This window comes from Sphingobium sp. TomTYG65 (genome assembly GCF_055395525.1).
This window is the reverse complement of record NZ_AP027330.1, coordinates 1,741,836-1,760,166: the sequence shown is the minus strand read 5'-3', so window position 1 is coordinate 1,760,166 and position 18,331 is coordinate 1,741,836. Positions and strand designations below refer to the sequence as shown.

The following is an 18,331-nucleotide window of genomic DNA, read 5'->3' as shown; positions in this document are numbered from 1 at the left end:
CGCTTCGTCGCATCTGCCCGGTCAAACCCTTGTCTGCACATCCTTTTTGCTGGAGACGGCCTGTCTCCTGAACGAGATCGAACCGGCACTGTTTGCCCGCGAAGCCGCAGAGAAGCGCGACTCTTGCGCGAGATACTTGAGGCTGGGGCTGTCCTCGCCATATTCTTGATGATGGTACAGAACGATGATCCTTTCGAGCCTCGCCTCGGGCGTTCGCGGCGCGAGAGCGCCCGCCAACCGCGTGCGCCGAAACTGCGCTCGCAGATCATGAAGCAGGTGGCGCGGCGCGGCGGTAATCCGCGTCGGCTTGAGAATGTTGGGTCGGGTTCTCCTCCTCGCTCCGGTCGCTTCAATGACCGCGGCCGCGGCGCGCGGATCGCGGCCGCCGTGCCGCGCGGTTCGGGCTGGTCGTTCGACCGGACCAGCGGCATGCGCGTGCGGCCCCGCCGGGTGGCGGTGAAGGCGCGGGTGGTGAAGCTCGCCGGCAAGGCGGGAGCAGTGGGTATGCATCTGCGCTATCTCGAACGCGATCGCGTCAGCCGCGAAGGGGATCGCGGGCGCTTCTACTCGACCTTTGCCGACGAGGCGGATGCAAGAGCCTTTGCCGAACGTGGGCTGGACGACCGCCACCAGTTCCGCCTGATCGTCGCGCCGGAGGATGGGTCTGCCTTCGACCATCTGCGCGATTTCACCCGCAACCTGATGGCGAAGATGGAGGAGGATCTGGGCACCACCCTCGACTGGGTGGCGGTCGATCATTTCGACACGGGGCATCCCCATAGCCATATCCTGATCCGGGGCATTACCGAGGACGGCAAGACCCTCAACATAGCAGGCGACTATATCGCCCATGCCATCCGCTATCGGGCATCGGAAATCATGACCCGGGCGTTGGGCCCGCAGAGCGAGATCGAGGTGCGCCAGCAGCTCGAGCGCGAGGTCGAGGCAGAACGGCTCACCCGGCTCGACCGGATGATGCTTGCGCAGGCCAGGTATCATGTGATCGACCTGCGTCGGATGGAGGGGCAGGAAGCGCTAGATCCAAGTCATCAGCAACTGCTGGTTGCCCGCGCGCGGATGCTGGAGCGGATGGAACTGGCAGAGCAGGCCGGACCGCTCTCCTGGACGCTGGCACCGCATATGGAAAAGACACTCACCGATTTGGGCCTACGCGGCGACATCATCCGCCTCATGCACCGCGAAATGACACAGGCAAAGGAAGCGCCCCAGATCGATGCCAGCCGCTATGTCGTCCATGGCATCGACGGCGTAGCCGCACAGATGACAGGCCCGGTCATTGGTAAGGTGGTAAAGCGGGGCGCCGCCGATGATGATCATGAGCGCCGCTATCTCATCGTCGACGGCATCGACGGGCGCAGCCATTATGTCGATATCGGCACCAGCGCCGAACCGACGCCGATCGGTGGCATGGTGAGCTTGACACCGAGGCAGGCCGAACCCCGCGCCGTGGATCGTACCGTCGTGCAGATCGCCGAGGCTCATGCCGGGCGCTACAGCGTCGACATTCACCTGGCCCATGACGCCATGGCGACCGAAGAATTTGCCCGGACCCATGTCCGGCGGTTGGAAGCGATCCGCAAGGCGATCGGCAAGCCCGAACGCGAGCCTAACGGAACATGGAAGATCGGTCCCGATCATCTCGATAGGGTGCGCGCCTATGAGCAGCGCAAGCTAAGGGCCGAGCCAGTGAAGGTCGAGATGTTGTCAGCAGCGCCGATCCTTGATCAAACAAACGTCCATGCGGCGACCTGGCTGGACAAAGAGCTGACGGCACCGGACAAAGCGCCCGTAGCCAGCGCTAGCTATGGGCAGGAGGTCCGCAAGGCACTGGCGCTGCGCCAGCAATGGCTGGTCGAGCAGCAACTGGCCGAGCGGCAGGGCAATGACGTGCTCTATCGTCGCAATCTGCTGCGCATCCTCCGGGAGCGCGAGGTTCGGACCGTGGCAGGGCAGCTGTCGAAGGAACTGGGCCTGCGCTTTGCCGAGAGCGTGCCGGGCGAGCGGGTGCAGGGAACGCTCAAACGCAAGGTGAACATGACCTCTGGGCGGTTTGCGCTCATCGAACGGAGCCATGAGTTCACCCTGGTGCCCTGGCGCAATGAACTGGAGCGGCATGTGGGCAAGCAGCTATCAGGGCTGATGCGCGAGGACCGGCCGATCAGCTGGACCATCGGACGGGGGCGCAGCGGTCCTGGCAGCGTGTAAGGCCGAACTGGGTCGATCTGGATCGATCTGCACCATCCCCAAGCAAAAGCCGGACAGCCATAATCATCCATGGCAGCGGATCGCTTCGGTGTCCCCCCTTGCGCTGGCCTGGTCCGCTGCCACCGAACATCATGAAGGCTAACGCCCGATGAAGAGCACGAAGATCCGGCACCAGCTGTTCCTGCCCGAGGAGATGAGCAGGCGGCTCGAGCATCTGGCGACGAGTTCGGGCCGGGCGCGGTCTGAAATATTGATCGAGGCGCTCGATGCCTGGTTCAACCGGCGGCAGGCGCCGAAATCCGACGAAGCCATCGGCATTCGCCTGACCAAAATCGAGCGCAACACCGATTGGCTGCGGCGCAATCAGGCGCTGGTGTGGGAGGTGCTGGCCCGGATGGTCCGGCACCAGCTCATCACCGGGGCGATGACCCCGGTGAACGACGCCGCGCAGGCCGCAGGAGCCAGGCTGTTCGCCCAGCTGATCGACGAGATTGCCGACCGGTTCGCGGGCAAGGCCGCGCCCACCAGCGACGATCCCACCGCCCAAAAGCTTAGGAGTTTGCAATGATCTTCGTTCGATCTTGTCGTACTGTATGTCGTCGACGGGTCCTGAACCGCGCTGGGCCTGCGGGAGGTGTAGAGTTGTGAGTCGCGCTGCCATATGGCTGGGACTGAGCGCGAGGTTAATTGTTGCGGAAGCAATGATCGTCTGAGGCTGCCGAGCTTGAATCTGATCAATATGTCGCCTTTCCACCCCATGATCCCTAACCCGTCTCGTGGGGTCCCAAAGGACAGTCGCTGCCAGTCTGACGCACATGGACAAAGGCTCTGACTTCGTGTTTCTATCTCGGCGAGAAGCCATAGTGCTGAGCAGTCCGCCGCCTGTGATACAAGTTCTTGCAATTTGCGAGGTTAACTGGTGAGTCAAAGTGACAATCATCCTCCGGTTGTCAAACAGCTGCAAGAAACTGATACATGACACTAACCCTAACAAACTCAGAAACACTCGCGAGAGCAAATTTTAGAATTATTCTCGCGGTATTTGGCTTTGTTTCAATAGCATTGTTCATTCCTCCAATAAGAACCTATTGGGTCGCATCGAGGATGTTGGCTCAGCAAGACATATGGTTGCTTGGGTTGTTTGTTGTACTATCAATATGGGTTTTTAAAAGGAGCTCTGGAACAGTTTTTCCTTTTCCGCTGAAAAAAATTCATTTATTTATATGCACATTTTCGATTTTGATATTGTGCTATATTGGTCATTACGTAGTTCTTCTTGGATATGATCTAAGCCGAGATGAACAAATGGCAAATTTCGATGCTTTCATCTTCTCTGGCGGGCGCCTAATATGGCCTATCCCACCTAGCTGGAGGATTGAAGCAGCGGCTTTAAATCTAGAGTTCATGCTTCCCGTAGACCGGCCCGCGGCGTGGGTGTCCGCTTATTTGCCGTTCAACGCAGCATTCCGATCGGCTGTAGGATTTCTGACGGACCGCAATTTAGCGAGCCCGCTTTTGGCCGCCGCTTCGGTCCCGTTAATCTGGAATATCGCTGACCGACTCTGGCCTGGCGATCGAGAAGCATCAAGCATTGCAGCATTAGTTCTGATGGGCTCCGGCCAATTTATCATCACCGGGATGACCGGATACGCAATGTCCGCTCACCTATTCTTTAATCTACTTTGGCTTCGGTTGTTCTTAGCTGATCGCCGTATCTCAGACTGTCTGGCGCTAGTGATAGGGTTCATCGCCACTGGGCTGCATCAGCCACTTTTTCACCCCCTCTTTGCAGGGCCATTCTTGCTCCTTACGCTGGTGGAGCGACAGTGGGCCCGAGCAGCCGCCTTCGCTATCGGGTACGCAGCCATCGCCGCTTTCTGGCTTTCATGGCCCAGTTACATCGAACGGCTTCTTACGAGTTCGCACTCCATGCCTATGGGTGGCGGCATTGATTATATATCGCGACTTCGCGATGCCTTCTCTTTGTCGTTGGCGAATCCGACCCTGACCGCGGCGAACCTGCTGCGCTTTTTCACTTGGCAGCATCTTCTTCTTATTCCACTGTTATTGGCAGGACTGCGAGCCGGTCGGCACAATAAGTTCGCCGCCATGCTGGCACTGAGCCTAACGTTACCGATAATTGTGATGGCGATCATTCTGCCGTACCAAGGCGTCGGCTTTGGTTACCGCTATGTTCATGGCGTTCTTGGCAGTGCCGCTTTGCTGTCGGCGTATGGTTGGATCGAGCTGAGATGCGTTCGACCTGAAGTGCGGCCAATTTTTTTGAGAGCGACAGTCGCCACTATCCTTGGTGTATTGCCAGTTCAGGCTTGGATGGCGCATGCACGCTACTCTCCAATGGCACGAGCGAGCGCCCAAATTGATGCGAGCGGCGCTGACTACGCGTTGATCGAAGCTGGCCGTGGTCCGTTGGTAGCCGATCTCGTGATAAATCGCCCTGATCTATCGAACCGTCCTATTCGACTTCTTGCGGAGAAGATCACCGATGTTCCCACGTTGGCCCGGCAGCTGTGTCGGCCTGGGGTGACGGTCGCCGTCGGAACCAGCGATTTCTATGCTTCCGCTTGGGCCTCTTTCAATGCCCTTCCACCCAAGGACCAAAATACAGATTTAGGTGTGGCTAAAAGGTCATTTGAGCGGGCCGGATGCCGCGCCATCCTCCTAAGGTAATCAGTGCGATGAGACCTTTGTTGGAGAACAGCTAAATATCGTTTTCGCGCTCCCTCTACTCTGCTAATCCTTGATTAACCAAATTCGCCTAACGACAGGGCGAACAGGGATGGCGGGGGAGCACGTCAATGGAATTACTACGGTCTTCGGCCTTCGAAGAGACCAACGTGGTGCCGGACGTGTCTATCGTCATGCCATGCCTGAATGAAGTTCAATCGCTGGGTCACTGCATCAAGAATGCTCGTGAAGCACTTGACCAGATTGAGGCGAAATATGGATTGTCGGGTGAAATCATAATCGCGGACAATGGATCCGCAGATGGAAGTCAAGAACTCGCTATCAGCTTGGGTGCACGCGTCGTAGCCGTTAGCCAGAAAGGCTATGGGGCGGCCATCCTTGGGGGATTCGAGCATGCTTTCGGCCGGTATTTGGTGATGGGGGACGCTGATGGCAGCTATGATTTCACCGACAGCACGGCGATGATTGGGGCGCTAGTTGACGGAGCAGACCTATGTATGGGCTCGCGCTTTAAAGGAGGGATCAAGCCGGGGGCGATGCCTTGGAAAAACCGTTACATCGGTAATCCTGCCCTAACTGGGATACTCAATCTGTTTTTTAGAAGCGGGATTGATGACGCTCATTGTGGTCTTCGTGCGATTCGTAGGAACTCGCTTGATCAAATCAGGCTCACCAGCTGCGGGATGGAGCTGGCGAGTGAGATGGTGATAAAGGCCAGCCTGAAGAAGATGCAAATAGCTCAAGTGCCTGCCACGTTAGCGCCAGATCTTCGGGACCGCGCACCACATCTCCGGCCGTGGCGAGATGGTTGGCGTCACTTACGGTATCTGTTTATGCTTAGCCCGACATGGGTGTTTGGTGTTCCAGGGTTGGCTGCGTTGCTGCTCTCCGCGACAATCTTTTTGACTGCAGGGATATATGAAACGGGCATCGTACGGGGCACGCCATTCTTCGGAGTGAGTTGGTGCATTATCGCTGGTTTCTTCGCTAGTTGCGGTCACTTTTGCCTGCTTATGGGCGTGGCGATGCATCTCCACGGAGTCCAATGCGGCTATCGTAGGCTTCCACCCATTCTAGCTCCTGTTCTCCCCCTTTTTACCTTAGAGATGATGCTGATCTTCGGGGTAGCGTTCATGGTAATTTCACTTACGGGTATCGGGCTCGTGGGGGTGCAATGGTCGAAGGGAGGGTTTGAAGCGCTACAGAACCCGCTGCCTTTGATTGGCAGTGCCGCGCTCGGGGCGATAGGACTCCAGACGTTTTTCGGCGCCTTCGTTCTGGCAATTATCGCCGGAAACGAAAGCAGACTTGCTCGAGCCGATAAGTGAATAGTAGATGAGCCTGCCCTTGTTGTCCGTGGCGATGCCGGTACATTGCGGCGAGGCATGGATCGAGGCCGCGCTCGCGAGCATTCCTACAGCGGCTGCAGGCGAGGTTGAGGTCATCATACGAGATTCCACTCCGGATCGATCGTGCGCGAGCTTGGTGGAGCGGCATGTCGACCGCTTGAAGATCGACTATGCCTACATGCCAGATGTCGCGAGTTGGACGCGTAAGACGAACCTCGCCATCGAAGCCGCCCGGGCACCGTATGTTTGCACTTTGCATCAGGATGATGTGTGGCTGGACGGCCGCCTACCTCTCGCTAAGAAGCTGATTGCGCGGTTTCCAGATGCCAGCCTGTTTCTCACTCCTGCCTTCATAATCAATACCGCCGGTCGAAGAGTGGGCAAATGGCACCCTCCTTTTAGAGCTGGGCGGATTGAACCGAAAGTCTATCGGGATCGCCTGATCGTGCAGAACTCGATCGCAATGCCGGCACCAATTTTTCGACGAGATGCCTACATCGCAGCTGGGGGCTTGGACGAATCCTTATGGTACACGCCCGACTGGGATCTCTGGTTAAAATTAGGCGAGTATGGCTCAGTTGTTTATGACGGCCAGCCAGTCACGGCGTTCCGTGTTCATGATCGATCCTTAACCATGAGAGGGGATCGAAAAGAATTGGCAGGCCAGCTGGAGGTGGTGCTTTTGCGGTATTTGGGTGCAGACAGCAGAACTGCACGACTCAGTTACGCGTCTGCGCATATAAACATGCTGCTCGCTGAAGCTGCGATGGGCAACTGGCACGCGATGGGTCGTGCGCTTGCGACGTTTCTCGCCTTGGGGCCGTTAGACGGAGCTCGCTACATCCGCTATTCTCGCATCATTGAGCGGGTGCTGCCTCGTATTAGGATGCGTATCGCGGGAGGATTGTAAGGATGTCTGTTGGGGCGTTTGTGCGGGAGCGCTTCGGTCGTCACGAGCACAAGGTTGCAGGACTTTATCGTGGGCTGTTTATGGACCTGAATGATTACGCCCGGAAATTGACTGGGTGGGCTCCTAAGGCCAGTAAAATACTGGAGGTGGGGTGCGGTGAGGGCGCAATAACGGAACTCTTGGCCCAAGTGTATCCCCAGGCTAGCATCCTCGCCATCGACATTACTCCTCGCCTTGGACGCCTCTATCGTGGCCGGGAAAACGGCGTCGAATTCCGGAAGAGTTCAATTCAAGAAATTGCCGCGGAGCAAAGCGCGAGCTTTGATCTTATCACTTTGTCAGACGTGCTGCACCACATTCCCGAAGAACAGCGCGGTGAAATTATCTGCGCAATTTCCAGGAGTTTGGCGCCAGGTGGGCACTTCGTGCTGAAGGACTGGGGGCGAACCGCTACTCCGATGCACTGGTTTTGCTACGCGGGAGATCGGTGGCTGACGGGGGACAAGGTGGCCTATTTAACGCCAGAAGAGGCGTTGGCGTTGGTCAAGGGAAATTCGCCGAGGATTCGCGCGGTCGGTCAGGACTTCGTTCGTCCATGGCACAACAATTACGTGCTTACGTTCCAGTGCTGACGAGGTTTTTCAGTCTGCGCTCGACGCGATATCTTCTGGTTGGGGGGACCTGCGCTGTCCTTAACAACATCATACTTATTGTAGGGGATGCGGCGGGTCTCCATTACGCATTTTCCGTACTGCTGACTTTCGTATTTGTCCTCCCCGCAAGTTACTTAGCGCAGGCGTTGTGGAGCTTCACAGTTCGGGCGTCATGGACAGCCTTTGCGCACTACGTCGTAGCATCTGTGTCCAGTCTTGCTGTTGCGGGTGCCGCGATCAGCGTGTTCCGAGGAGCATTGATGCTGCCTATGTTTGTAGCGGCTCCACTGGCAACCATCAGCATGACGCTCTACAACTATCTGGTGACACATTGGGCTGTCCACCGTTCGCGATGATGGTGCCGATGTTCCGCTCTACAATGTGATCTGCACGATATATCCGAAGCTTCGCAACGGAAAAAATCTTTCATACGTACGAATGAAAGATTCCACTGTGCGAACAGCAAACCTTTTGAAACCTGAGGACTTGAGCAGCATTTCGGTCGCGTAAAACCGATAGGGGACGATCTTCCAGTGGCTGCATTCTGCGCGTCGGCATAGCGTATTGAGAGTTTTGTAAGTTGAGGTCATAAGATGATCCTCATGTTGAGCTTCTCGTCCGATCGTGCCCAGCAAGGCGTTGGCGAAGGAAATGCCATTCGGAGTGGATAAGAGCATTTCCCGCGAAGGAAAGCGGGCGCGTATCTCGCGTATAAATTCGAGAGGGTTCGGGATGTGTTCGATGAACTCACCGGCTACAATTACGTCTATCGCGTCAGGTGAAACATCTGGTTTAGTGCCGTCACCCTTCATGATCCGCGAATTAGGGCCCGTTTTTAGTCCTTCAGGAGGGAGTCTGTCAGACATATCGATCCCGATTACCTCCTTTGCAACCAACGCGATCTGCCGGTGCAACCACTCATGTGTATTCTGTTTTTCCGGCGCGGTTTCATCAAGACAGCCGATATCGAGGACCCGCTTGCCGTGGCAGCAGTTCGCGATGAATTGAACTCGATCCACAGGGCGCGGTGACTTTAAGCGCTCGAGAGTTTCGTAAGCAAGTTCCGGCATGCTCAATCCTTGTCGCTTCTGTACAGGCGGAGGTCTACCACAATTTCCCTTCCCCCGATGTGCGAAGAGTTCGTGCGCTTTGTAAACGGTACGCGCTGTGAGGCTAACTAGCCGTGTTTCACCCCGGCCTCAACATGGGCGGACCGCCAGGTGACGCTGGTTTAGTTTCGGAGGGGCGGGCCGATATTTACGAAAATGATCTGTGCCACCGAAGCGTCGACCAGGATCAGGCAGGATCGGAACGTTGCCGTGGTGCACCTCCAATATGAGGCTGAGTGCGCTGAAACGGCCAAGGCCCAGCGCTCTCCCGTTCTATGAGCGCCAGAGTGCTTCACGAATGAGCGTCGACTTGTCAGTCAAGCCGGCGGAAGATTTTGACTTGGCAATAAGCTCGTCATCCAAGTCCATCATAGTCCGCAGAAAAAGGCTCCTAAAAACGAAACGAAAAGCTTGTGGGCTAATCTGGTGCTCCTCAGCTTTTTTTCTACGAACCGCGGAGTCGGGGCGAACGGTGTCACGGGCTCCGGGTTCAAAAAACCTGCCTCAACTCAACCTGTTGATTGACTCCCGCATGTGATCCACACTGACGCTGGAGTAGCGCTGGACCATTCTCAGCGACTTCCAGCCGCCCATGTTCATGATTGTGACGAGGTCGATGCCGGCCATGACGCAGTGAGACGCCCAATGGTGTCGCCAGTCATGGATCGTGAAATCCTCGATCCCCGCTCGCCGGCAGGCGGTCGCGTGCTGGGTCTTAATTGGATTGCCGCCGGGGATCTTCGACTTGCGTGTGTCTGAGTAAGGTTTGCCAAACCGGTTGAGGAAGACGTGGCCCTTGGTCGGCTGTCCTCGTTTTTCCCAGATCGGCCGGAGCACATCGAACAGGCGAGGATGCATCGGCACAGACTTGACGACTGCGTTCTTGCTGTGATTGAGCCGGATCGATCTTTCCTTCATGTCGACCCCATCGACGCCCCAGGGTATTTGCAAGGCTGTCTGAATCCGCGGCCCCTGGAACGCCAGCATGGTGATGATCGGCTGGATGTGAGGCGAATAGGCTGCGATCAGCCGGTCGCGGTCTTCCTTGCTGAGGAAGCGCACTCGCTCATTGTTGAACGGGATGGCCTTGATCCGCAGCGGTGGGAGATCATGCAATTCATGATAGACATTGATCGCCGCCTGAAACACTGAGCGATACCGGTCCTGGCCCGCTGGATCATGGCCGGTGAGATAGGCGCGGCGGAAATGCTCCCACGCCTGCTTGGGCTCGCGCAGGCTGAAGTCGCCGATGAGGCCATTGAGCTTGCCGATGCGCAGGACGTCGGACGCACATGGGGGCTTTGCCTTTGTCAGATAGCTGTCGAAGGCCTCAGCGATGGTTCCCTGCGCCACGAGAGCGGCCGGACCGAACATCAACTGGTGACGCAGCTTCGTCTCATGCTCAGCCATCAGGTGTGATGCAGCATTCGCGTCACTCGTTCTTGAACTGAATTCTTTGACGACGATGCGCCTGTCACCGAGCGCGACAACGCCTCGGATATAGTGGATGCCGTTTTTCCCGCGGCGACGCATGGAGAGCATGTGACTTTTTCCAATAGTAGGCGATACTGCGCTTCGGTCGCCCGTGTCTTCCCACCCGCCCGGACATATGGCACGCCATGTTTTTTGAACATTCGGCGCATCCATTTCGCGGGGTCAGCGCTGGTCAAGCTGAGCCGTGACAGGATGTCCTGGGGGGTGAGAAGGGTCTCTCTGGGCCCGGCGGTTGATGCGCGCGGCGATGGGCCCGTTTCAGGCGAATCTGTTGGGATCACGACTGCCCTTCCGTGGCCTCATCGACAGTCCTGAGCATCGTAGTGCGCAGCCCCTCGTTGACGGCGGACTCTCGCCACCCCGAGCAGCGCGTGGTGATGCCCGCTTGGCGCGGAAAGATCCGGCCGAAACTCGCGGTCGCGCGTTGCTCGGCTCTAGGCACCGTGCGATCGAGCACGCTGTTGAGGCGAAGGATAGGGTGGGGTGGCTGATCGGTCATGGCAAGATCCTGTCTGCTGCGATGCGTAGTACATGCCCCTGAGAACCAGGATTGTAGCACCGAGGTGCGCCGTCAATCGGGTGAGAAGGACCAAATCGGCCCAAATCGGGGGTATCGGAGCGCAGGGCGTCTGCTTAAGATTGGCCGCGATATATCACGTTTGGATCACGCCATGCCCGGCGGTTAGGTGGGATCTTCTGAGCCCTATCTTCTGCGATGTGTTTGAGAAAATACTTCATGTTATGCGCAGAAGAGATGGAAGCTCGAAACGGCGCGCGGAAGAAAGCAGTCGGCCGAAGAGGATGCTCGACATCGCCACGATTTGGAGCAGGCCCGACTCCAGCTTGCCTGTGGACATCATGTTTGTGGATGGTAATCTGCTGCGTCCGCCAACATCATCCGAGAAGCGGAAGCTGCGCGGTAGCCGCCCATTGTGAACCGATCTCGATACCTGTTGAAGCTCAAGGGGTTTGCTGGCGAAACCAGTCAGCCATTTCTTTTTCTGACAGTTCGCCACCGGCGAGTGCGACAAAAGCCACCACCAACTCGGCATCCGTGTCGGTAAATGGCTTCCGTCGAACATAGGAAATGTTTCGCGCACCACTGCTGCATCGTCTCGTTGCCGTCCGCAAACAGGTGGTGCGGGGAGATGCGAAATGGGCAGGCACCGGCTACTGATCCAGATTCGCATCCACGCTGAGCTGCGAGGCAGCAGCCCTCAAGCGCTTATCACGTGTCCAGAAGCAGGCGTCGGGCGTTAGACACGTTGCTGCCAGCAGATGTGCATCGATGTAGCCGATCCCCAGGCCGAACAGCCTGTGGCGGTCAATGAAGGCATGAACCTCGTCATCGTGCGCGACCAGAGCTGACGGCAATCCGCGTAGCGCTTCGAGGATGAGATCTCTTTGCCCAAGGCTGCCCAGCGCCAACTCCCCAATAACGAAGGGATGGGAAAGAACCTGCCGCTGGTCGAGTGATCGGCCAAGGGCTGGATCATCATGACGAAAATGATCGATCCAGACTGAAGTATCCACCAGGATCATGCAGGATCGGGACGTCGGCGCGGAGCGGCTTCACTATGAGGCTCAGTGCCGCCAAGACGGGAGAGGCGTGCGGCGCTCTCCCGTTCTATGAGAGCTTTAAGCGCTTCACGAACAAGCGCTGATTTTTCGGTCAAGCCGGTGAACGACTGAGCCTTCGCAATGAGCTCGTCATCCAATGCCAGGGTAGTTCGCATAACCTCGTCCTTCTGCTGCACGGAATATAGCATCATATGATGACAGTTCCAGTGTATTTGGTTTTATAAGCTGCTCATCTCCTCACGATAGGAAAGGAGCAGACCATGTGGTCTGCCCCAGGTCCAAAAGATCTGGCTCAGCTCAGCTTGTTGATGGAATCGCGCATGTGATCCACGCTGACGCTGGAATAGCGCTGAACCATCCGCAGCGATTTCCAGCCGCCCATGTTCATGATGGTGATGAGGTCGATGCCCGCCATGACGCAGTGAGACGCCCAGTGATGGCGCCAGTCATGGACGGTGAAATCCTCGATCCCCGCGCGCTGGCAGGCGGTGGCATGCTGGTTCTTGATCGGGTTGCCACCGGGGATCTTCGCCTTGCGGGTGTCGGAATAAGGTTTACCGAACCGGTTGAGGAAAACATGCTCCTTTGTGGGCCGCCCCTGTTTCTCCCAAAGCGGGCGCAGCACATCCATCACGCGAGGATGCATCGGTACGGACCGAATGATCGCGTTCTTTGTGTGATTGAGCCGGATCGATCCCTCTTGCATATCGACGCCCTCGACGCCCCACTGCAACTGCAATGCGGTCTGGATGCGCGGACCATGGAAGGCAAGCATGGTGATGATCGGCTGGATGTGAGGCGAATAGGCTGCGATCAGCCGGTCGCGGTCTTCCTTGCTGAGAAAGCGCACTCGCTCATTGTTGAACGGGATGGCTTTTATCCGCAGCGGCGGGAGATCATGCAACTCATGATAGACATTGATTGCCGCCTGGAACACTGAGCGATAGCGGTCCTGGCCCGCCGGGTCATGCCCGGTGAGATAGGCGCGGCGAAAATGCTCCCACGCCTGCTTGGGTTCGCTTAAGGTAAAGTCGCCGATGAGGCCATTGAGCTTCCCGATGCGCAGGACGTCGGACGCACATGGGGGCTTTGCCTTTGTCAGGTAGCTGTCGAAGGCCTGAGCGATGGTTCCCTGCGCGACGAGAGCGGCCGGACCGAACATCAGCTGGTGACGCAGCTTCGTCTCATGCTCAGCCATCAGATGGGCTGCGGCGTCGGGGTCGCTCGTTCCTGTGCTGAATTCCTTGACGATGATCTTCTTCTTGCCCAGTCCGACTGAGCCCCGGATGTAATAGATGCCGTGCTTCCCACGGGTACGGATGGATAGCATCTTGGTTTCCTTTAATTTTGTTCGCCGCCTCCGCCGGCGGATCTCTCCGCATGCGGGACGAGCGGCGAGCCATGTCTGATGAAGATTGCTCGCATTCCGCGGACCCTTTCGCCGGAGGCTGGATGCTGGGCCAAGGCGGAATGTCGCGAGCCTGGAGGCAATGATCATCGCTTCAGGTGGCGCCCGAGCCCTTGAGGCTGGCCGCTGCGGGTCGGCGCACAGACCATCTTTAAGGGCGCTCCACCGGACCAGGCCTGGCCGGGGCGACGCTGCCATATCGGTCTGGGTGGGCAGCCGCGAAGAGACATCGGCTGACACACCCACAGGTGGTTTCGATGGTGTCCGCGACTCGGGAAGTTGCTGCGATCGCCCGGCATTCGCATGCCCAGAAATTGCCAAAAGAGGGGGGTGATTTGCCCAAAATTTGCCGAAAGGGCCGAAGGCCGGGTTCGGCCACCGGCCTCCTCCGGGCAAACAAAAACCCCGCCAAATCATTGATTTGACGGGGTTTTCGATGGTGGGCGTGGCAAGGATTGAACTTGCGACCCCTGCGATGTCAACACAGTGCTCTACCACTGAGCTACACGCCCACGGGAGTTGCGCCAATAGCGGCGGTCGGGGGGGTGTGCAAGCGGGAAATTCGCTTGTCCCTTAATTCTCTGGACAGCGTTGGTGCAGCTCATATGCTGCAGTGCAAAGGGGGCGCCAACAGCATGATAAAGATCGACGATGCGACGGGCGTAACGGCTGTGCGCCTGCCCTTTTACCGGCAGCTTTATGTGCAGGTGCTGGCGGCGATCGGCATCGGCGTCCTAATCGGTCATTTCTTCCCGCAGGCCGGCATCGCGCTTCAGCCGCTAGGCGAAGCGTTTATCAAGCTGGTGAAGATGATCATCGCGCCCGTCATCTTCCTGACCATCGTGACCGGCATCGCCGGTATGAAGGAGCTGGGCGCGATCGGCCGGGTCGCGGCAAAGGCTTTCGCTTATTTCCTGACCTTCTCCACGCTCGCGCTGATCGTTGGACTGATCGTCGCCAACGTCGTGCATCCGGGGGCTGGCCTCAACATTGATCCCGCGAGCCTCGACGCAGGCAAGATCGCTGAATATCAGCAGCAGGCGCATGACCGCACGTTGACCGGCTTTCTGATGGACATCATTCCCGGCACGCTGATCTCGGCTGTCGCGGACGGCCACAACATTCTTCAGGTGCTGTTCGTCGCCATCCTTTTCGGCATCGCGCTGACCCTGATCGGGGAGAAGGCTGATCCGCTGATGCGGGTGCTGGAATCGGCAAGCCACGCCATCTTCAAGCTCGTGTCCATCCTGATGAAGGCGGCGCCTGTCGGGGCGCTGGGCGCCATGGCCTTCACCATTGGCAAATATGGCGTTGGTGCGCTCGCGAATCTCGCCGGGCTGGTGGCCACCTTCTATTTGACGTCCTTGCTGTTCGTCCTGGTCGTGCTTGGCATCGTCGCCAGATTTGCGGGCTTCAACATCCTGCACCTCATCCGCTATCTGAAGGCGGAACTGTTGCTGGTGCTCGGCACCTCGTCTTCGGAAGCGGCGCTGCCGAGCCTCATAGAGAAGATGGAGAGGGCAGGGTGCCGCAAGTCCGTGGTCGGCTTGGTCGTTCCCACCGGCTACAGCTTCAATCTGGACGGCACCAACATCTACATGACCCTGGCGGCGCTGTTCATAGCTCAGGCGACCAATGTCGATCTCAGCATCGGTGATCAGCTCCTGCTGCTGCTGGTGGCGATGCTGTCGAGCAAGGGCGCGGCAGGCGTGACGGGCGCGGGTTTCATCACCCTGGCTGCGACATTGTCGATCGTGCCCTCGGTCCCAGTCGCCGGCATGACGCTGATCCTGGGGGTCGATCGTTTCATGAGCGAATGCCGCAGCCTCACCAACTTCATCGGCAATGCGGTCGCGACGGTCGTCGTGTCAGCCTGGGAGAAGGGCCTGGACAGGGAGCGATTCGCGGCCGCTATGGCTGGCATGCCGCTACCTACGACTCCCGATATGGAAGAAGTCGTCGCCAGCTGACCGCGTCAGTTGAGGCCCGTCATGCTGGTGCTGCCAAAGATGCGGTCGATCTCCAGCACCAGGTCGCGCAGATGGAAGGGCTTGGAAAGCACCTTGGCCTGCGGCACCGCTTTCCCCGCCTTCAGCGTCACGGCGGCAAAGCCGGTGATGAACATGATCCGCATGTCGGGCGCGACAGTCGCGGCGTGCTGCGCCAGTTCGATCCCATCCATTTCCGGCATGACGATGTCGGTCAGCAACAGGTCGAATGGCTCGCCGTCGATATAGGGCACGGCCTGCGCGCCGGTCGCCACAGCCACCACCTCATAACCCGACCGCTCCAAGGCGCGGGCCAGATAGGTGCGCATGCTGTCATCATCCTCGGCCAGCAGAATTCGAACCATGGCTTTGAGTCAGTCTCGTCTCTGGCCGGTCACGGCCGATCTTGTGCGGCACCCCTCCCGGGTGGCGCTGTATGCCATTATATGCGACAACATCAGAATATATCCAGCCGAGTAACCATTTTTGGGCGCGTCCTGCGGAAGGAGATGATTTGAGCTATTCCGCACCGCGCGCTCCGGCCGAATCCACCACATCGCACGACCTTTACGGCCCGGAACGGCCGATCGCTCCGGTCGTCATTTCCGTGCCCCATGCCGGGCGCGATTATGAACCCTCGCTGCTGGAAGGGGCCAGAGTCGCGCCGGACGTGCTGCGGCGGCTGGAGGATCGCTGGGCGGACCTGCTCGCTCATCCCCTCATCGAACGTGGCTATCCGGTGCTGGTGGCACGGGCGCCGCGTGCGATGATCGACCTCAATCGCCATGAGCGGGAGATTGATCCGGCGATGGTGACGGGCCTGCCCCGCGACCTGCCGCTACAGGGCAGCGCCAAGTTGCGTGGCGGCTTGGGCCTTATCCCCCGGCGTCTGCCTGGGGCTTATGAATTATGGCAACGGCCGATCGGCTGGGACGAGGTGCGCCGCCGGATCGATCTCATCCACCGTCCCTATCATGCGAGCCTCAGCCGCATGATGCGGGCGGCGAGGGAAGCGCATGGCCATGCCGTGTTGATAGACCTGCACTCCATGCCGCCGCTTCCGCCCGCAGCGGCGGGGCAGGCGGCCCCGCAGGTAGTGCTGGGCGACCGCTTCGGCCGGGCTGCATCGACTCGTCTGATGACGCTGGCGTCGGATGTGCTGACCGGCCACGGGCTGACGGTGGCGCAGAACCATCCCTATGCGGGCGACCATATGATCGAACGGCATGGTAAGCCCGCGCACGATCTCTACGCGCTGCAGGTGGAAGTGGACCGCAGCCTCTATCTCGACGCGGCGCTAGACCGGCCGGGTCCCGGTCTGCCGCGGCTTCAGGCGATCATCAGTTCTTTGATCGACGCCCTCGCGGCGGAAAGTCCGCGCGCTGCCTACCCGCTCGCCGCCGAATAGCCGCACATATGAAAAGGCCGGAGCGGTCTGCCCCGGCCTTCATGTTCCTCAAGCCTGTGTCAGCCCCTTACTCCAGATGCTGGTCCGGCAGGGCGTGTGTGGGGCGCGAACCCCACAGCGCATAGAAGAGGATGTAGAGTTCGCAGACCGCCGTCAGCAGGAAGGAATTCTGCAGGCCGTAATTGTCGGCCAGCCATCCTTGGACCACGACCAGCGATCCGCCCGCGATCGCCATGATCAGCAGGCCCGATCCCTCCTCGGTCAGCGGGCCCAGGCCACGGATGCCGAGGGTGAAGATGGTGGGGAACATGATCGAATGGCACAGCCCGACAAGGATCAGCGACCACATGGCGACCGGTCCGTCGGACAGGATGGTGACCACCATGACGATGAAGGCGCCCGTCGCGAAGGCGGCCAGCACCTTGCCCGCGTCCACCTTCTGCATGATCGCCGATCCGACGAAGCGGCCAACCATCATGCCGCCCCACAGGAAGGTGAGGTAGCGGCCTGCCTGCTCATGGGTCAGGTTCGCGATGTTGGGCTGGCTGACGAAGTTGACGAAGAGGTTGGCGACGCCGATCTCGGCGATCAGGTAGATGAAGATCGCCGGAATGCCCAACACCAGGTTGCGGTGCGACCACAGCGAATGTTTCTTGCGCTCTTCCTTCGCCAGCCTTGCCGTCGATGCGCCCATAGCGGGCAGCGGGAAGCGGGCGATGACGATCGCCAGCACCACCAACACCAGCGCGACCAGGCCATAGGGCAGAATGACCGACTGCGCGTCGGCGATCCGCTCTGCCTCGGTCAGCACGGTCCCAGCAGCCGCCGTGCCGCTCTTCGACCGGCCCAGGATCAAATAGGCGCCGAACAGCGGGGCCAGCATCGTGCCCGCCGAGTTCATCGCCTGCACCAGGTTCAGGCGGGAAGACGCCGTCTCCGGCTTGCCGACCACAGCGACATAGGGATTGGCCGCGACCTGCAGCAGGGTGATGCCGCTCGCGATGACGAACAGCATGGCCAATGTCACGCCATAGGAAGGCAGGCTCGCCGCCAGCATCATGCCCAGCGCGCCCGCCGCCATGATCAGCAGGCCGGTCACCAGCGACTTTTGATAACCCACCCGCTCGATCAGCTTGGCCGACGGGATCGACGCCACGAAATAGGCAATGAACCAAACGGACTCGATAAGCGTCGTCTGGGTATAGTTCAGGTCGAATACGCTACGCAGATGGGGCAGCAGCGTATTGTTGATGACCGTGATGAAGCCCCACATGAAGAAGAGGCTGGCCAGCAACGTCAGCGCCGGCCCATATCGGGTGGCTGGGTGATGCTCAGCCGTCAGAGTGGCGGATGATGAGGGTGGTGCTGGCATTCATCTTCTCCAACAGGCGCTGACAGGCTTGTGCTGTTTGAATTTGTCCGAGTATATAGCTCATGGTCGGGCGTCAATATCTCGGCGGCAGGGGGGATTGCATGCAGAGGGCCTGGATCAGCCA

18 protein-coding genes and 1 tRNA gene are annotated in these 18,331 nt (G+C 58.8%); 9 read left to right on the top strand and 10 right to left on the bottom strand.

From position 1 onward, the window contains the following. The first annotated feature begins 171 nt into the window (after positions 1 to 171). From rlxS to ACZ5Y5_RS08615, 7 genes are all read left to right on the top strand, one after another. Positions 172 to 2,226: a relaxase/mobilization nuclease RlxS gene (gene rlxS, locus ACZ5Y5_RS08645; RefSeq protein ID WP_464808242.1), complete on the top strand. Its 2,055-nt coding sequence runs from the start codon at positions 172 to 174 to the stop codon at positions 2,224 to 2,226. Between the two features lie 148 nt (positions 2,227 to 2,374). Next, complete coding sequence (locus tag ACZ5Y5_RS08640) at positions 2,375 to 2,794, top strand: hypothetical protein (protein WP_464808241.1); 420 nt, start codon at positions 2,375 to 2,377, stop codon at positions 2,792 to 2,794. A 536-nt stretch (positions 2,795 to 3,330) separates the two neighbouring features. Then, complete coding sequence (locus tag ACZ5Y5_RS08635) at positions 3,331 to 4,917, top strand: hypothetical protein (RefSeq protein WP_464808240.1); 1,587 nt, start codon at positions 3,331 to 3,333, stop codon at positions 4,915 to 4,917. 128 nt (positions 4,918 to 5,045) lie between these two features. Further along, positions 5,046 to 6,263, top strand: a complete 1,218-nt coding sequence (locus tag ACZ5Y5_RS08630) for a glycosyltransferase family 2 protein (protein WP_464808239.1) — start codon at positions 5,046 to 5,048, stop codon at positions 6,261 to 6,263. Between the two features lie 7 nt (positions 6,264 to 6,270). After that, positions 6,271 to 7,194: a glycosyltransferase gene (locus ACZ5Y5_RS08625; protein ID WP_464808238.1), complete on the top strand. Its 924-nt coding sequence runs from the start codon at positions 6,271 to 6,273 to the stop codon at positions 7,192 to 7,194. Positions 7,195 to 7,196: 2 nt separating this feature from the next. After that, entirely contained in the window at positions 7,197 to 7,826 is a 630-nt protein-coding gene (locus ACZ5Y5_RS08620) for a class I SAM-dependent methyltransferase (RefSeq protein WP_464808237.1), read from the top strand. After that, on the top strand, positions 7,790 to 8,203 hold the full coding sequence (locus ACZ5Y5_RS08615) for a GtrA family protein (protein ID WP_464808236.1): 414 nt from the start codon (positions 7,790 to 7,792) through the stop codon (positions 8,201 to 8,203). Before ACZ5Y5_RS08620 ends, ACZ5Y5_RS08615 begins: the two co-directional genes overlap by 37 nt. Before the next feature lie 18 nt (positions 8,204 to 8,221). On the opposite strand, the gene ACZ5Y5_RS08610 is transcribed toward ACZ5Y5_RS08615, so the two are convergent. The 8 genes from ACZ5Y5_RS08610 to ACZ5Y5_RS08575 form a co-directional block, all read right to left on the bottom strand. After that, complete coding sequence (locus ACZ5Y5_RS08610; RefSeq protein WP_464808235.1) at positions 8,222 to 8,917, bottom strand: class I SAM-dependent methyltransferase; 696 nt, start codon at positions 8,915 to 8,917, stop codon at positions 8,222 to 8,224. 543 nt (positions 8,918 to 9,460) lie between these two features. Next, positions 9,461 to 10,498 (bottom strand): tyrosine-type recombinase/integrase, encoded by a 1,038-nt coding sequence (locus tag ACZ5Y5_RS08605; protein ID WP_464808234.1) that lies wholly within the window; start codon positions 10,496 to 10,498, stop codon positions 9,461 to 9,463. 229 nt (positions 10,499 to 10,727) lie between these two features. Then, positions 10,728 to 10,949: an AlpA family transcriptional regulator gene (locus ACZ5Y5_RS08600; protein ID WP_464808233.1), complete on the bottom strand. Its 222-nt coding sequence runs from the start codon at positions 10,947 to 10,949 to the stop codon at positions 10,728 to 10,730. A gap of 235 nt (positions 10,950 to 11,184) precedes the next feature. Then, complete coding sequence (locus ACZ5Y5_RS08595) at positions 11,185 to 11,532, bottom strand: hypothetical protein (protein WP_464808232.1); 348 nt, start codon at positions 11,530 to 11,532, stop codon at positions 11,185 to 11,187. Between the two features lie 88 nt (positions 11,533 to 11,620). Continuing rightward, on the bottom strand, positions 11,621 to 11,992 hold the full coding sequence (locus ACZ5Y5_RS08590) for a type II toxin-antitoxin system VapC family toxin (protein WP_464808231.1): 372 nt from the start codon (positions 11,990 to 11,992) through the stop codon (positions 11,621 to 11,623). Beyond that, positions 11,989 to 12,186 carry a type II toxin-antitoxin system VapB family antitoxin gene (locus ACZ5Y5_RS08585; RefSeq protein ID WP_082919612.1) on the bottom strand — a complete coding sequence of 66 codons (198 nt, stop codon included), beginning with the start codon at positions 12,184 to 12,186 and terminating at the stop codon, positions 11,989 to 11,991. The genes ACZ5Y5_RS08590 and ACZ5Y5_RS08585 overlap by 4 nt, the downstream gene beginning before the upstream one ends. 137 nt (positions 12,187 to 12,323) lie before the next feature. Beyond that, positions 12,324 to 13,361, bottom strand: a complete 1,038-nt coding sequence (locus ACZ5Y5_RS08580; protein ID WP_464808230.1) for a tyrosine-type recombinase/integrase — start codon at positions 13,359 to 13,361, stop codon at positions 12,324 to 12,326. Between the two features lie 515 nt (positions 13,362 to 13,876). After that, positions 13,877 to 13,951: transfer RNA gene (locus tag ACZ5Y5_RS08575), tRNA-Val, on the bottom strand. A 123-nt stretch (positions 13,952 to 14,074) separates the two neighbouring features. Here ACZ5Y5_RS08575 and ACZ5Y5_RS08570 point away from each other — a divergent pair. Then, positions 14,075 to 15,409, top strand: a complete 1,335-nt coding sequence (locus tag ACZ5Y5_RS08570) for a dicarboxylate/amino acid:cation symporter (RefSeq protein WP_464808229.1) — start codon at positions 14,075 to 14,077, stop codon at positions 15,407 to 15,409. Positions 15,410 to 15,414: 5 nt separating this feature from the next. Here ACZ5Y5_RS08570 and cpdR read toward each other — a convergent pair whose 3' ends face one another. Beyond that, entirely contained in the window at positions 15,415 to 15,792 is a 378-nt protein-coding gene (gene cpdR, locus ACZ5Y5_RS08565; protein ID WP_464808228.1) for a cell cycle two-component system response regulator CpdR, read from the bottom strand. A gap of 149 nt (positions 15,793 to 15,941) precedes the next feature. On the opposite strand from cpdR, the gene ACZ5Y5_RS08560 reads away from it, so the two are divergent. Further along, complete coding sequence (locus ACZ5Y5_RS08560; RefSeq protein ID WP_464808227.1) at positions 15,942 to 16,835, top strand: N-formylglutamate amidohydrolase; 894 nt, start codon at positions 15,942 to 15,944, stop codon at positions 16,833 to 16,835. A gap of 67 nt (positions 16,836 to 16,902) precedes the next feature. Here the strand turns inward: ACZ5Y5_RS08560 and ACZ5Y5_RS08555 are convergent, their stop codons facing one another. Further along, positions 16,903 to 18,207 carry a sugar MFS transporter gene (locus ACZ5Y5_RS08555; protein WP_464808226.1) on the bottom strand — a complete coding sequence of 435 codons (1,305 nt, stop codon included), beginning with the start codon at positions 18,205 to 18,207 and terminating at the stop codon, positions 16,903 to 16,905. Between the last annotated feature and the right edge of the window lie 124 nt (positions 18,208 to 18,331).